Raw genomic sequence first — 14565 nt, 5'->3', positions numbered from 1 at the left:
CTGGGAATGAAGAGCAAACTAATGCAAATGTTAGAAGAGCGTAAAGAAGAAATGATCGAAATTCGCCGATATCTTCATGAACATCCTGAACTATCGTTTCAAGAAGAAAACACAAGCAGATATATTGAAGAGTTTTACAAAGGGAAAGATGTCAAGGTAGACCGGAAAGTGGGCGGCGGCAACGGGTTAATCGTGACGATTACTGGCGGAAAGCCAGGGAAGACGATTGGATTACGCGCTGATTTTGATGCTCTGCCAATATTTGAAGAAACAGATGTCCCGTTTAAATCGAAAAATCCAGGTGTCATGCATGCCTGCGCTCATGACGGCCATACAGCCTATCTCATGATCTTAGCCGACTGTTTAATCCAATTAAAGGATGAGATCCCTGGTACGATTAAAATTATTCACCAGCCTGCTGAAGAGGTACCGCCAGGCGGCGCGATCGGAATGATCGAATCAGGGCTGCTTGATGATTTGGACAATATTTTCGGCATTCACTTACTGCCAATGGGACCTTCCGGGGTGGTTGGCTATAATAGCGGATTTGTTTTTCCGGGGCGTGCCTATTTTAAATTGAAGGTTCAAGGGGTAGGCGGTCATGGTTCTTCGCCTCATTTAGCCAATGATGCGATTGTAGCCGGAGCCCATTTTGTAACGGCTGTTCAAACCGTTATCAGCCGCCGCTTAAACCCATTTGATATGGGCGTCGTCACTATCGGATCATTTGATGGAAAGGGTACTTTTAATGTCATTAAGGATAGTGTCGAAATTGAAGGCGATGTTCGGGCAATGACAGATGAAACCCGGGAGTTAATCGAAACAGAAATTCGCCGTATTTCAAGGGGGATTGAGGAAGAATTTAACGTTACTTGTGAGTTGACGTATACACCTGACTATCCGCCACTGTATAATAATCCGGAACTCACGGAGATGGTCGCAGAGGTTCTCAAGAACGCAATTGATAAAGATATTACAGAGGTAAGGGAATTTCCGAAATTGTCTCCATCAGAAGACTTTGCGCACTATGCGAAAAAATTCCCAGCCTGCTTCTTCTACATTTGCTGTACACCAAAAGGGGTTGAAAAACCATACTTCAACCACCATCCGAAATTCGACATTGACGAAGACGCCCTCCTAGTAGCAGCAAAAGCTGTCGGCCAGGTTGTTTGCGGTTATTATGGAATATGATGCATGGGGACGGTTCTTCTGCTTCAAAAAATGAAGCAGAAGAACCGTCCCCGTGTTTTAATCTTCTTTATAGAAGCGTTCTCCGGTCTCCGGATTGAAGTAAACGACTAATTTTTTATTTGTGGTTGGATCAATGGATACTTCATTTGTTCGGATGAAGCCTTTAGGTACTTGCTGTCCATGTTTATTCTTGAAGCGACGGTCCCAAATGAGCCAGGAGAGGATGATTAGAATAATCAGAATGAAGATTTGGATGCCGTAAAACCCCAAAATCCACTTCATCGTTTATTCCTTTTCCGCAACAACAGCTGTTCCGTAAGCAACAATTTCACTCATATTCTGGCCGATTTCTCCTGAGTCAAAGCGCATCATTACGATCGCGTTTGCTCCCATTGCGGCAGCATTTTTCACCATCCGGTCGATCGCTTGTTTCCTGGCATCTTCAAGCATTTCTGTATACTGATTGATTTCGCCGCCGACAAGCCCCTTTAAGGAAGCCATAATATCCTTGCCAATTCCTCTTGCCCTGACAGTTAATCCAAATACAGGACCTAACACTTCTGTCACTTTATGATTCGCAATATTCTCAGTTGTTACGATAATCATACCGATCCGCCCCTTAACAAAAATAATACCTTCATGTCTATTTTACTTGCCGTTGGATATAAATACCATTACTTTTTAGTGTGCAAGAGGCGGGTTCTTCTTTTCATTGAAACCCCAAATAATCACTCCTATAATTAAAGGTGTTTAACAACTTTAGAAAGAGTGAGTAACGAACATGTCTATTTTAAAAAACGACTGGGAGCATTTGCTAGAAGGGGAGTTTGAGAAACCATATTATCAACGTTTGCGGAAAGTATTGGCCGCAGAGTATCAAACAAGAGAGATTTATCCCGATAAATATGATATTTATAATGCGCTGCATTTTACCCCTTATCATGATACGAAAGTAGTGATTATAGGCCAAGACCCATATCATGGTCCCGGTCAGGCCCATGGTTTAAGTTTTTCAGTTAAACCGGGGGTAGGAGTTCCGCCGTCTTTGCAAAATATTTATAAGGAACTGCAGTCTGATTTGGGATGCTATATTCCCAATAATGGATTCTTAGAGAAGTGGGCTAAACAGGGCGTATTAATGCTAAATGCGGTCTTAACCGTCCAAGCGGGAACCCCAAACTCGCATAAAGGCCTTGGCTGGGAGATGTTCACGGACAAAGTTATAGAAACATTAAATCATAGGGAGACACCGGTAGTGTTTATCCTTTGGGGGAATTTTGCCCAACAAAAACAACAGCTGATAACCTCATCACGGCATTTCATTATAAAGTCGCCGCACCCAAGCCCATTTTCCGCCAACAGGGGCTTTTTTGGCAGCAGGCCCTTTTCCCGTGCGAATGCAATTTTACGTGAACTGGGAATGGAGGAGATTGATTGGCAGATACATAATCTATAGAATGATGCAAAGGGACGGTTCTTCTGCTTTAAAAAATCAAGCAGAAGAACCGTCCCCTTGTCTCATCTTTAATAAACGATAACCGGCTCATAGGCACTTAGGTTATTGTATACTGTTTTCATCACGCTTGGCGGTGTGTTGACACAGCCGTGTGATCCTGCCGCAAGATAGGCTTTACTTCCCCAATTTGATCGCCAGCTGGCATCGTGGAATCCCTGTCCGTCATTCGTAAAAGGCGCCCAATACTGAACAGGAGTCTGATAAGTGATTTTTCCGTTTTCTCTGCCCGTTAGGATGGCAGGTGTTTGCTTATAGAGGATATAGTGCACTCCTGGTGTTGTACCATGACCGGTGCTCTGTGTGCCTGTTACGACATTCGTCGTGACGACTAATTGTCCATTTTTGTATATCCAAATTCGCTGCTCGGCAATGGAGACTTCAGCATACGTATCGCCAATGCCATTGTTCGTAATCGTATCATATCCGTAGCCTTCACCTTTCCAGCCCTTACCGTAAATATTGGAGGCAGCAACGGATTTCTCCCCATTTTCAAAAGCTGCCTGAATCCGCGGTATTTCTTTATCAACGTTTATGGCCCAGCCATAGCCTTTGCCTTTTACCGATATCACCGAACCTGAATGAGTCTTGAATGAGAAATCTTTATTTAATGTGGATTGTGAATTATTAATTTCAGCGATCTTATTCTTTATATCACCTGCATCATCAATCTTAATGTGCAAATCTTTTGAAATGGACGCATTTTTAATTAATTCGCCGGCGTTTAACGAAAAAACTTTATCCTGAACCTTATATTCAACGGTCTGCGCAAGGAATTCTTCTAGCTTTTTCTGTTGACTTTTCACAAACTCGCTGTCTTCTTTAATGGGCTGTATGTATACAGGATTAAGGTGGATTTCACCAACATATTCATGCTTTTCGTAGTCCTTGAGAAGACTGGCGACATCGTACTGTTCACCGTCAATGCTGTTAGAAACAACAATTTTACCCTGTTCCAAACGAACAACAGCATCTTGAGGCACCTTTAAACTTTGATTCATGGATAGCAGCTTTTCTTCCAACTGTTTTTTCAACGTCTGATTTCGATATTGGTCCTGATTTCCAGGCATTAATGAATAATCTTTTGCTTTTGAAGACGGTAAAAACGTCCACTGGCTTTTTAATAATTTTTTGACATCGGCCAAATCTTTGTCCGTAAATGCCATCTTCGTATCTTCACCATCTATAATTTGCTGATTGCCGATATAGACCACGTTTTTTAACTCGGTTGTTTTTAACTTGTTAAGTGCTTGCTCAGCACTCAGTCCATTGACTTTTACACTATTAATCTTGATATTTGAATTAAAGTGGGTTGCCTGATAATAGCTGCCTGCCGCAATGACTGCAAGACCAACGATGATACTTCCTGTGATAAACTTCCAGTTTGCAAACCGTTTTGTTGGATTTGCACGTTGTTGATTGATTTCATTAATATTTACCGTACTTTCCAAAAAGAATCCCCCCACCCTAGGTAATTTCAGCTATCAATCCTATAGACGTTAAATATATTGGTTATGTTTCAATTTTTACTATTTTTTAACAATATGATTAAATTGTAACTACTATTCTACTAAATGTTATCGTCAAACATTGTCGTTTTTTGTTTGCTCGTAAAAAATTCTGGGATAGGAATGATGAGGAACTTTAACCTTCTTTTTTCATAATGTAAATTAATCAAGTACGGAGGAGTAACCAAATTGAACCATATTGAAATGATCCCAGGAAGATTGTACGCAGGAGGGAGTATTTCTTCCGATGACTGGGACTTTGTTAGAAGAAAAATATCGGCAATCGTAAACCTCCGCATAACCCCTGACCAGCCTGAATTTGATTTTTCAAGGAGAGTTATGGTTTGGTCTCCCATCTTTCTTTGGGTTAAACCAAGTGTGGAATGGTTAGATAATTTGATGAAGCAAATAAACAAGTTGATGGACCGGGGACATCGAGTTCTAATCCATTGCAGGTTTGGCATACACAGAACTGGTTTTATTCTAACTGCTTTTTATATGTACCGATATCGTTTAGATCGTGAACAGGCACTGCGGAAGGTCAGGAGAAAGAAACCAGATGTCGCACCGCCGCCCATTTATATGGAAGTATTATCAAAATACGAAAAATTTCTGGGCATAAAATGATGCATGGGGACGGTTCTTCTGCCTCTGAGGCAGAAGAACCGTCCCCATGTTTCATGTAACTTCCCTTAAGCTCTTCCCGTCATGAATTTCTTGAATCCCTTCCTCGCAAACGCCGTAGGAACGCCAGGAGCATGTTTCGCAGATGGTTTGAATATCGGCGGGGACGACAAACTTTCGAATGTGCGATTCGATCTCTTCCCAACTCAGAATTTGCCCGATTTTAAGCCCCATTTTCTCTAAAATAGCGGCATCTCTTTCATAAATATGCTTGTCTTCGCAGTGGTATTGCCCAGAGTTAGGGTATTTTTCGCACAACTGATCAGGTCCATTTACAAGATGAATTAAAGTTGTGGGGTTTTTTCTCAAGTTTTGATGTAAACGTGTCATATTTTTCACGTATTCTTCGGAATAGCCCATTCCCCGATAGCCAAGAAGGCAAAAAAGATGATGACCTCGCAGCCTGTACATAATTCTCCCCCCATTTAATGTTAAAGGTAAACCTAAAGTGTAATCTAGTTAACATATTATAACACGTTAAATGATGCACGAGAACCGTCCCCATGCATCATATCCTGTTATAATAAATAACATATACTTTTTAATATATAGGGTGGTTGTATGGCATTTAAGAGACCGAGTTTAGAGGAGAAGTTAAGTCAGCAGTCTAGTGATATTTTCGTTGGTCGTGAAGAAATCTTACTGGACTTTTTTAGGGAGGATAACCAGGCTCCGCTTTCCTTGGAAACATATAAGGTTTGCTCCTTTTATGGGGTGGGAGGCATTGGGAAAACAGCCCTCAGGAAGGAAATGGTCAAAAGAATCCAACAGAACTTGGATACGGTTGGCGTTCTAAATTTTGAAACAAAGGAGCATCAAAAAATTGATAATGCTCTTATTCATTTAAGAAAATCTTTAGGGAAAAAGTACAAAATAAATTTCGCCTTCTTTGACATTGCCTATTCCTTGTACATGAATAAAGCATACCCAAATCTCGCGTTAAATGACTCATCCGCCCCGCTATTAGATGAAAGTGACTTCCTTTTAGATGTCATCAATACCGTAAAGGAAATTCCGGGCATTAGTCTTGTTCCTAAGATATATAACTTATATCATAAAGGCCATAAATTATTAACAAGGTATTTAAATGAAAGGAAAATGAGCTATTTATCTTTGTTGTCTGATAAAGAAGCATCGGAACTCCTCTTATTGCTGCCGCAAATTTTCAGTGAGGATTTGATGGAATATATCCAAAAAAATTCCGCTAAAGTTTATATTTTTATAGATACATATGAAGCTCTATGGGAAGACCAGCGCCTAAAAGGGGACGAGTTTTACGTAGATGAATGGATTCGCGAGTGGATTCAAGTCACTCCGGGCGTAACATGGGTGATCTTTGGACGTGAACGGTTACGATGGGCAGAGACAGATAAAGATTGGAATGATGTCATCGTTCAGAAGCAGCTCACCTCATTAGGAGAAGAAGTTGGAGCGGAGATTTTACGCCGTCACGGCATTCATCAAGAAGAAATCATCTCTACAATATTGGGCTACTCTAAAGGACTGCCTTATTCGATTGAACTTTCCGTCGATTTATTTAAAAGAATTTCAAAAGAACGGGCCCCCGTTAAGGAAGATTTCCAATTTGAGAAAAATGTAGAAAAGCTGTTCACTCGGTTCATGAAATACCTGACAAAGGGTGAACGAAGAGCGTTAGAGTTGTTGGCTCTCACCCGTTCCTGGGATCGCCAGTTATTTACACTGCTTGTGAAACAATTTGATATTGGCTTTTATGCGGATGATTTTGATGACCTTATTCATTTTTCTTTTATAAAAATGGGTGCTGATGGAAGATGGGAAATGCATTCTTTGATGCGTGAAAGCTTGCGCGACCATATTGGAAATCATAAATTTATGGAAGGAAACCAGTTTTTATTCCAATACTTTTCATCACAGCTAAGACAATATGAGTTCAAATCAACGGTAGAAAAGCCCTCTTTTTGGCTGGATGAATCATTTTTCCATGGGTTTAGTTTGGCGGTGAAGAATTTGATGCCGTTAGAGGAGTTTGTTGAATGGTTCAGAGCGGAGGACTCCAGATTTTTTAATTACGGTAAGTGGGAGGTTTCCATTCCTCTGCATCAGCAGCTAATCAACTATCTTGACCCGATGCCAACAGACAAGGCAGGTCAGTTATTGGCAATCATTGTATATGACTTGGCTTTTATTTATTTTAAACAAACAAAATATCAAGAAGCGGAAAAGCAGTTTAGAAAAGCAGTGGATCTTGCTGAGAAGGTATACGGGCCCAATAATAGCTTTACAGCAAAAACCTATTATGGCTTGGCTACCATCTTTCATAATCAGGGGAAATATGAGGAAGCGGAACCTTTATATTTAGAGTCATTAAGGATTAGGGAGCAGGTCTTGGGAGCAAATCACCTTGGCGTTGCCTTATCTGCCAACAATCTTGCGACACTTTATCAAGATATGGGCAGGCTGGAGGAAGCGGAGCCACTCTATTTAAAATCAATCGAAATCCGAAAAAGACCGGAGAATTTTGATGAGAGAAAGATTGCCGCGGCATATATCAGTCTTGTCTATTTTTATCACCATAAAAAGGAATACGAGGATGCGGCAAAGATGGGACTTGCAGTGATTAAGTTTGGTAAAAAAGTCTTTGGTATGACCCATATTAACTTTAGCCAGGCTCTAAATCATTTAGGGAACGTATACATACGGCAAGGAAAGTATCGGAAATCGCTAAATCTTTATCTAAAGGCTTTGCAAATCGTGGTTGGAAATTTGGGGGACTCCTCCGCGGAGGCAGCAAAGGTCTATCACAATCTTGCTGTGTTATCCTTTTTATTAAGTAAGCAAGCAGCTGTAACCGGATATATGGAAAAATGTCTGGAAATAAAGAAAGAAATCTATGGAGACGCTCACTTTCGTTATCTTCAATCAGTAAAGGTCCGTGAACAAATCGATCATCAAGACATTATCCCAGATGGGGTGTATCTTGATTTTTAGGAGAGATTTCATGTTAAAAGAACCTAACTTTGTCAGGGATGTTCATTTACAATTTACCGAACCGTTTAAAAAAATTCCTGATCGGATAAAATACATTATTATTCACCATGCCCAGGAACAGGGCTGGGATATTTATAAGACCCACCACTTTCACCAAGCAGTACGGAAATGGAGTGGAATTGGCTATAACTTTTTTATAGAAGCAAACGGAGAGATTCTGAAGGGGAGAGGCTACCATGTAGGCGCCCACGCTTATCATTATAATGAAGTATCCCTCGGTATTTGTCTTACTGGAGATTTTGATGTCGACAATCCGACAAAAGAGCAATTATCGTCAGCGAAAAAACTTTGTCATTATTTAATGAACGAGTTCAATATCCCTGTATCCGATGTTTTAGGACACCGTGAGTTACCTGGGACAACCAAGACCTGCCCCGGGAAAAACTTCGATATGGATCAATTCCGTGATTTCATCAGTCAAAAATGATGCAAAGGGACGGTTCTTCTGCTTCACGAAGCAGAAGAACCGTCCCTTTGTTTCACACCACTTTAATATAAAAATAAATATCCTGCCCAACCTTTTTCGGTTCGGCTAGAAGTTTATAGCCGTGTTTGACGGCTTCCTCCGGCACACTGCGGAATGATTGCGGGCAGTCCGCGATGACCTGTAATACTTCCCCGATTTTCATAGACTTTAGCGCATCCAGCGCATAAATGACAGGGTATGGTCATGGCTCGCCGCGAATGTCTAAAGTGTAGTTAACATCCATCACCTGTGACATGAATTATGCCTCCTTTGTAACGTGAGAAATCCGTTCTTTCTTTTCGTGTTTGATTCCAGTCCCGTAACGGAACCGCTTTTCCCACCAGTTTGAAAGTAAAAACCAAACAAGCAGCATAGCCATTGTACCAACCAGTGCTCCTGTAGGTCCCCATTGTTCAATTAAGTTTACCTTCGGCCAATTTTCCCCAAGGGCATGAAAAATCCCAAGGTGGTCCCAGCCGTATGCCAAGAATGTAGCTCCGACGATATTTCCTGCACCAACAACCCAGAATAACAATTGACCTTCCATTGCCCGGTACATCATGCCGGTTTCACAGCCTCCGGCAAGAACAATACCAAATCCAAATAACAGCCCGCCAATTACAGTACTAGGAGCAGCAATTTTGATGAGAGCAACAGAGCCGTTTTGAATATAGATGAATGTTATCACGACACTAATCATCATCCCGACGGCAATGGCTTTTGACATAACGGCACGGCCGCTGATCCATAAATCGCGGAAAGCGGAAGTGAAACAAATTTGTCCGCGTTCAATGAGAATGCCAAACAAGGCCCCAGCTATACATGCAACCGCCAAAAGAGTTTTACCTGCTGCGAAAAAGTAAAGGATGACACCGATATAAAGACAGGCAAAGACTACACCCAAGATAGGCTGAATGTTTCTTTTTTGGACATGCTCGGTAACAACTGGGTTCATCGTTCCTTTCATTAGTGTTGGCTTGCCTCGCCACCATTTTGTGTTCACAACCTTAACGCCAAAAAAGGTCCCGATTGCAGTGGCGGCCATAAAAATCCACGAATGGAACGAAAACTGAGGGACGCCTGTGAAAAAGGCGGCCAAGTTACAGCCAAGAGCGAGACGGGCGCCAAACCCTGCTATAATTCCGCCAATAAATCCTTGTACCAACCGCCTTTTTTGTTTCGGAACACGGATTTTGAAACTGTTGCTTAGGAGAATTGTAATGAGTGCGCCAGCCAGCATTCCGATGACAATCCAGCCATCTGTCCGGCTGACGGGAGTCCCTTGAAGGCCGACCAGTTGAAAATAGGCCCAATCCGAAACATCGACACCGAACCATCCTAAAATATGTCCGCCCAATCTTGTGAATTCCCCAGTCACGGCCCAAACAGTACCGGTAATGCCAAAGTACAATGCACTTACTAATCCTGCAATACTAATAGCTACATAGGGATTCCAATATTCTTTGAAGATTTTGCCATAAAGCTTCATAAAGCTGCAACACCCCTATCATTATTTTTTAAAAATACTTACACAAAACAAAAATGCCGAGGAATTTTCCAGGCATTTTTAAAGGACGTATATCATTAATGTTACTGTTTTCTGGTAATTATGCAATACAATATATAGATATATCCGATTGGAAACTATCGCATTATTCAATAGTGATGCGTGGTGATGCATGGGGACGGTTCTTCTGCCTCATGTTTCACTAAATTTATGCAACGATTTTTGGATAATCAAAGTCGTATTATATAGAAGGCTTTTCGAGGGAGTGTGTGCTGCTTGGCTTTAGTGAATGACGAATATAGAATCGATAGTCCGGGTGAATATACGAGGTTTTGTGAGACGGTGGGTCCCGAAGCATTTCGCTTGGCGTTGTATTGGACTAGAAATAGGAGTGAAGCAGAGGATGTCGTGCAGGAGGCTTTCCTTAGGACGTGGAAATCAGGGAAAGGTGTACGCGTTAATCTAAAGGGCTGGTTCTTCCGGGTATTGTGGCATGTATTTCTTGATAAAAACAAAACCAAGAATCGTGAGACGCCGCACAACCTGGAATGGGAACAGGCAGATGCGCATTCTTCCTACCAGAGAATCGAAGACCGCGAGGAAATTGACTGGCTTCTTCAAACGGTTTCTGAGGAGGACCGCCATTTGCTTGCGATGCACTATGCAGTAGAATTTACCTTCCGGCAGATTGCTGAAATTACAGGAATGCGGGAAGGAACGATTAAGTCGCGGATTCATCGAGCGCTTAAAACAATAAGGAAGAACATGCCTAAGGAATACACTCATCATTTTGGTAAGGAGCGGGCAAATCATGAACAATGACGATAAAAGGTTTGCGCCAGTCAGCAACCCTGAGGATATAGAAGTTGAAAACATGCTAAGAAACTATTTTCAGAAAGAAATCAGTGAATATCCTGATTTTGCAAAAATGGCAGAACGGGCGATGGCAGAGGGGGATACATTAAAGACGGAAAGTACAATAAAAGCAAAAGTCTGGTATCTTACTGCTAAAAGAACGATATTAACTGCCTCTGTACTAGTATTGATATTGGGTCTTCTGAAATTTAGCTTCTACGCCATGCCAAGGTGGGAGGCATTTGCTTATGCTGCCGTCCGGTCAGTCCCATTTGCGGAACACCTCATTTCCAAGCAAGATGTAGGGTTGCTTCGGGAGGCGAAAAAAGGGAATATTCAAGCTCAGGAGCTGTCGGCAACCGTTGATGGTTTTCGTATCGACATCGTCGGAACCTATGCAGATAGCAACCGTACCGTTATCTTTTTTCAACTGAACCCGCCCCCTGGGGATTCAGGGGGCTGGATGCCGGAGGGTATTAAGCTGGTCGATCAATTTGGGATGTCACGGTACAAATCTTATAGTGTCAGCATGGATGCGGATGCCAATAAAGGAATGATTGAATTTCCTGCTGCACCGGCTTGGCAACGAGTATTGGGTGTCAGGTTCCATCTGGAAATAGGGGCACTGAATTGGACGACAGCTGATTTTTCAAAGGATAAGGTTGGGCCTTGGACTATGGAGTGGGTGCAGGAATGGCAGGATGCAAAGAAAACAATTCATCCGGCAGCAGTTGTTAGCAATGAAGAAGTGGAAATAAAGCTCAAGAAGGTCACCTTGACTCCAAGCTCAACAAAACTCGACTATACTGCTGAATTTAAAAAGTCAGTGGCACATGAAAATTTGGTGATGTATATTGAAAAAGCCTCAGATGGCACCCGTTATGAATTCCTTTCCGCAGGATTTAGAACAAGCGGGTTTTCTAGGGCTGGAACGGGGGATATCCTGTTTCCGCCGCTCGAAGGAGCAGGAGAATATCGGTTTGTCATCAAGTGGATAGACGGAATCGCAGGAAAATGGGTCCTTCCGTTTACGATACCAAAATGATGAGTGGGGACGGTTCTTCTGCTTCATGATGCAGAAGAACCGTCCCCATGCTTCTGTGTTTCTATGCATATTACTGGAAATTCCTTCCGTTTACAACGTAAAATAGACCTAACTACTGTATGAGGTGATAGTGAGAGGTTGGTTGGATGACAGAGAATAAAAAGAAAAACGTGAAACTGGCCCGAGTTAATATTCTATTCGTGATTGTCTTTTTGTTGTTTTCTGTCCTTATTTTTAGGATGGGTGTGGTGCAAATTGTATATGGTGAAGATTATCAAAAAGAGATTGCGCGAACTGATAATATTACAGTCAACCACCCCGTTCCAAGGGGGGAGATTTATGATCGATTTGGAAGGCCAATCGTCAGCAACTTGTCGGTTAATACCATTTCCTATACGAGGGATATCAATATCTCCAATCAGGAAGTACTGAAGGTTGCGCAAGAATTGGCAAAACTCATAGAAAAAGATACTGATAAATTAACAGAGCGGGATTTAAAGGATTACTGGATCTTAACGCGGCCGGAAAAAGCTGAACAAAAGCTGACAGCTAAAGAAAAAAGTAATAAAGATTTGACCAATAAAGAATTATACCAGCTGCAGCTAAAAAGAATTGATCCGAAAACAGACTTGGCTGAAATCAGCCAAGAGGAGCTGGAAGTCGCAGCTATTTATCGTGAGATGGCAGGCGGCTATGCTTTGACACCACAAATCGTCAAAAATGAAGATGTTCCATTAGAAGAACTGGCTGTCGTAAGCGAAAATTTGGACCTTCTTCCAGGCGTTGATGTCGTTACGGATTGGAAGAGAGAGTATCCTAATGGGGATATCTTTCGGTCTGTTTTAGGAAATGTTACGACCTCAAAAGAAGGACTGCCTGGGGATTCACTAGATTACTATCTTCCTAGAGGATATAGCCGTAATGACCGTGTGGGAAAAAGTCAAATTGAGTTATTATATGAGGGTGTTTTAAAAGGACAGAAAGAAAAAATCCAATACGAGACGGATAATACCGGAAACATCATTTCGAGCAAGGTAATGAGCGAAGGGAAGCCAGGAAAAGACTTGGTGTTGACGATCGACATAGAATTGCAAAAGCGAGTGGAAGAAATTCTGGCGAATGAACTGATGTCCGCAAAGATCAATGGTGGAGGGCCATTCTTGGATTGTGCCTTTGTTGTCATGCTGAACCCAAAAACAGGGGAAGTTCTATCCTTAGCCGGGAAAAAACTCGAGCAAAAAGATGGGAAGTGGACAGTGAATGATTATGCTTTAGGGACCATTACCTCTTCCTATGCCATGGGATCTGCGGTAAAAGGCGCTACTGTATTGACGGGTTTTAAAACTGGCGTCATACGGCCAGGTACCCCGATCCTGGATGAACCGCTAAACATTCAAAGTACACCTGTCAAAAAATCGTATACCAACATGGACGTGATTGACGATTTAACAGCGCTAAAAAGATCATCGAACGTGTATATGTTTAAAACAGCGATAAAAATGATGGGGACAGAATATTACCCCAATATGAAGCTGCCTGGAGGTACCAAGGTTTTCAAAACCTTTAGGTATTATTTTAACCAATTTGGTCTAGGCGTTAGGACGGGGATCGATTTGCCAAACGAGGCAACAGGTCTTCCGGGGGAAACTTCCATCCCCGGTAAAGCTCTGGATTTTGCGATTGGCCAGTTTGATACCTATACTCCCATTCAATTGGCCCAATATATTGCCACAATTGCTAATAATGGAAATAGAATAAAGCCAACCATAGTAAAAGAAATTCACGAATCCACAACGGAAAAAGAGCTGGGGCCTGTTTATTCATCAATAGAGCCAGTTGTTCTGAATCGCATAGATATGGAACCTAGTCATATAAAAAGAGTGCAAGAAGGATTAAGGAAGGTTTACCAAGAAGCTGGAGGGACTGCTACATCTTCCTTTGCTGAAGAGCCGTTTCGTTCCTACAATATTGCAGGGAAAACAGGGACAGCGGAAGCATTCTATTATGACCCAATCAAGAAAAAACTCATTACCGACAGACCCACTTATAATTTAACATTGGTCGGTTATGCACCATTTAATGACCCAGAGATCGCCTTTTCCATTGTCGTTCCCAATACACTCACAGATTCCCATCCAGTAAATAAAAAAATCGGGCAAGGAATACTGAAAGCATATTTCAATTTAATGAGACATGGGGACGGTTCTTCTGCTTCATAATGCGGAAGAGCCGCCCTTTTTTTTTGATGCACGAGAACCGTCCCCATGTATCACTCCCGTGTTTGACAGTAGATATTTGGAAATAACTAGATATGGGAGGTTTTCGAGATGCCGAATTTAAGATATTTAGAGCCGACGGAGCTGCTTGAGAAAATTTATGCGACGCTTTGCTCAGAATATGAGGATGCGCAGCATTATGAAAGTCAGCAGGATCAAGAAGAAATAAAAGTCACAAAAAAACGATTGACCAAAAAAATATTTAATGAATTCGTTGTGGATGAAGAGTATTTCCTAACGATGAAGAATGAAACGTTTAAAGAGAGATATCAATTGTATGAGGCAGATTTAATAAGGATGATTCAAGAATGCAGCGAAAATAGGATTGATTATGAGACGTTTATTCAAATCATCGATGACCTAATTGCCAGTGCGAAATTTCGACTCCAAGCGTTTGAGCAGCTTTCCGATGAAATCCAAAAATTACAGGAGGAAGACGAGCAGGACGAGGAGGAAGGAGAATGATGCATGGGGACGGTTCTTCTGCTTC

Annotated in this window: 15 protein-coding genes; 9 read left to right on the top strand and 6 right to left on the bottom strand. The window is 41.8% G+C overall.

Going from position 1 to position 14565, the window contains the following annotated elements:
* Positions 1-6: 6 nt before the first annotated feature.
* On the top strand, positions 7-1191 hold the full coding sequence (locus tag KHB02_RS11165; RefSeq protein ID WP_213147590.1) for an amidohydrolase: 1185 nt from the start codon (positions 7-9) through the stop codon (positions 1189-1191).
* A 57-nt stretch (positions 1192-1248) separates the two neighbouring features.
* Here KHB02_RS11165 and KHB02_RS11160 read toward each other — a convergent pair whose 3' ends face one another.
* The gene (locus KHB02_RS11160; RefSeq protein ID WP_213120753.1) at positions 1249-1473 is read right to left on the bottom strand and encodes a hypothetical protein; all 225 of its coding nucleotides are present in this window, start codon (positions 1471-1473) and stop codon (positions 1249-1251) included.
* A 3-nt stretch (positions 1474-1476) separates the two neighbouring features.
* Positions 1477-1797 (bottom strand): YbjQ family protein, encoded by a 321-nt coding sequence (locus KHB02_RS11155; RefSeq protein ID WP_213147589.1) that lies wholly within the window; start codon positions 1795-1797, stop codon positions 1477-1479.
* A gap of 175 nt (positions 1798-1972) precedes the next feature.
* Here KHB02_RS11155 and KHB02_RS11150 point away from each other — a divergent pair, with 175 nt between their 5' ends.
* Complete coding sequence (locus tag KHB02_RS11150) at positions 1973-2647, top strand: uracil-DNA glycosylase (RefSeq protein ID WP_213147588.1); 675 nt, start codon at positions 1973-1975, stop codon at positions 2645-2647.
* A 68-nt stretch (positions 2648-2715) separates the two neighbouring features.
* Here the strand turns inward: KHB02_RS11150 and KHB02_RS11145 are convergent, their stop codons facing one another.
* Positions 2716-4155, bottom strand: coding sequence for a L,D-transpeptidase family protein (locus KHB02_RS11145; protein ID WP_213147587.1), 1440 nt, complete (start codon positions 4153-4155; stop codon positions 2716-2718).
* 246 nt (positions 4156-4401) lie between these two features.
* On the opposite strand from KHB02_RS11145, the gene KHB02_RS11140 reads away from it, so the two are divergent.
* Complete coding sequence (locus KHB02_RS11140) at positions 4402-4839, top strand: protein-tyrosine phosphatase family protein (RefSeq protein ID WP_213147586.1); 438 nt, start codon at positions 4402-4404, stop codon at positions 4837-4839.
* A 51-nt stretch (positions 4840-4890) separates the two neighbouring features.
* Here KHB02_RS11140 and KHB02_RS11135 read toward each other — a convergent pair whose 3' ends face one another.
* Positions 4891-5307 (bottom strand): DUF1284 domain-containing protein, encoded by a 417-nt coding sequence (locus KHB02_RS11135; RefSeq protein ID WP_213147585.1) that lies wholly within the window; start codon positions 5305-5307, stop codon positions 4891-4893.
* 150 nt (positions 5308-5457) lie between these two features.
* Here KHB02_RS11135 and KHB02_RS11130 point away from each other — a divergent pair, with 150 nt between their 5' ends.
* Together KHB02_RS11130 and KHB02_RS11125 are read left to right on the top strand one after the other, a co-directional pair.
* On the top strand, positions 5458-7866 hold the full coding sequence (locus KHB02_RS11130) for a tetratricopeptide repeat protein (protein ID WP_213147584.1): 2409 nt from the start codon (positions 5458-5460) through the stop codon (positions 7864-7866).
* A gap of 10 nt (positions 7867-7876) precedes the next feature.
* The gene (locus tag KHB02_RS11125; RefSeq protein WP_213147583.1) at positions 7877-8353 is read left to right on the top strand and encodes a peptidoglycan recognition protein family protein; all 477 of its coding nucleotides are present in this window, start codon (positions 7877-7879) and stop codon (positions 8351-8353) included.
* 52 nt (positions 8354-8405) lie between these two features.
* Here the strand turns inward: KHB02_RS11125 and KHB02_RS11120 are convergent, their stop codons facing one another.
* Together KHB02_RS11120 and yedE are read right to left on the bottom strand one after the other, a co-directional pair.
* Positions 8406-8582: a sulfurtransferase TusA family protein gene (locus KHB02_RS11120; RefSeq protein WP_284037878.1), complete on the bottom strand. Its 177-nt coding sequence runs from the start codon at positions 8580-8582 to the stop codon at positions 8406-8408.
* Positions 8583-8651: 69 nt separating this feature from the next.
* The gene (yedE, locus tag KHB02_RS11115) at positions 8652-9881 is read right to left on the bottom strand and encodes a selenium metabolism membrane protein YedE/FdhT (RefSeq protein ID WP_213147582.1); all 1230 of its coding nucleotides are present in this window, start codon (positions 9879-9881) and stop codon (positions 8652-8654) included.
* Between the two features lie 303 nt (positions 9882-10184).
* Here yedE and KHB02_RS11110 point away from each other — a divergent pair, with 303 nt between their 5' ends.
* The 4 genes from KHB02_RS11110 to KHB02_RS11095 all read left to right on the top strand — a co-directional run bounded on the left by KHB02_RS11110 (position 10185) and on the right by KHB02_RS11095 (position 14540).
* On the top strand, positions 10185-10721 hold the full coding sequence (locus KHB02_RS11110; protein WP_241113820.1) for an RNA polymerase sigma factor: 537 nt from the start codon (positions 10185-10187) through the stop codon (positions 10719-10721).
* A complete protein-coding gene (locus tag KHB02_RS11105) occupies positions 10711-11799 on the top strand; it encodes a DUF4179 domain-containing protein (protein ID WP_213147580.1) in 1089 nt (362 codons plus the stop codon). Before KHB02_RS11110 ends, KHB02_RS11105 begins: the two co-directional genes overlap by 11 nt.
* A gap of 146 nt (positions 11800-11945) precedes the next feature.
* On the top strand, positions 11946-14018 hold the full coding sequence (locus KHB02_RS11100) for a peptidoglycan D,D-transpeptidase FtsI family protein (RefSeq protein WP_213147579.1): 2073 nt from the start codon (positions 11946-11948) through the stop codon (positions 14016-14018).
* A 108-nt stretch (positions 14019-14126) separates the two neighbouring features.
* Complete coding sequence (locus KHB02_RS11095; protein WP_213147578.1) at positions 14127-14540, top strand: hypothetical protein; 414 nt, start codon at positions 14127-14129, stop codon at positions 14538-14540.
* Positions 14541-14565 lie beyond the last annotated feature (25 nt).

This window comes from Neobacillus citreus, from assembly GCF_018343545.2.
Classification (GTDB): Bacteria; Bacillota; Bacilli; order Bacillales; family Cytobacillaceae; genus Neobacillus; species Neobacillus citreus.
The sequence above is the reverse complement of the archived record's forward strand: the minus strand, read 5'-3'. Positions and strand labels throughout refer to the sequence as shown.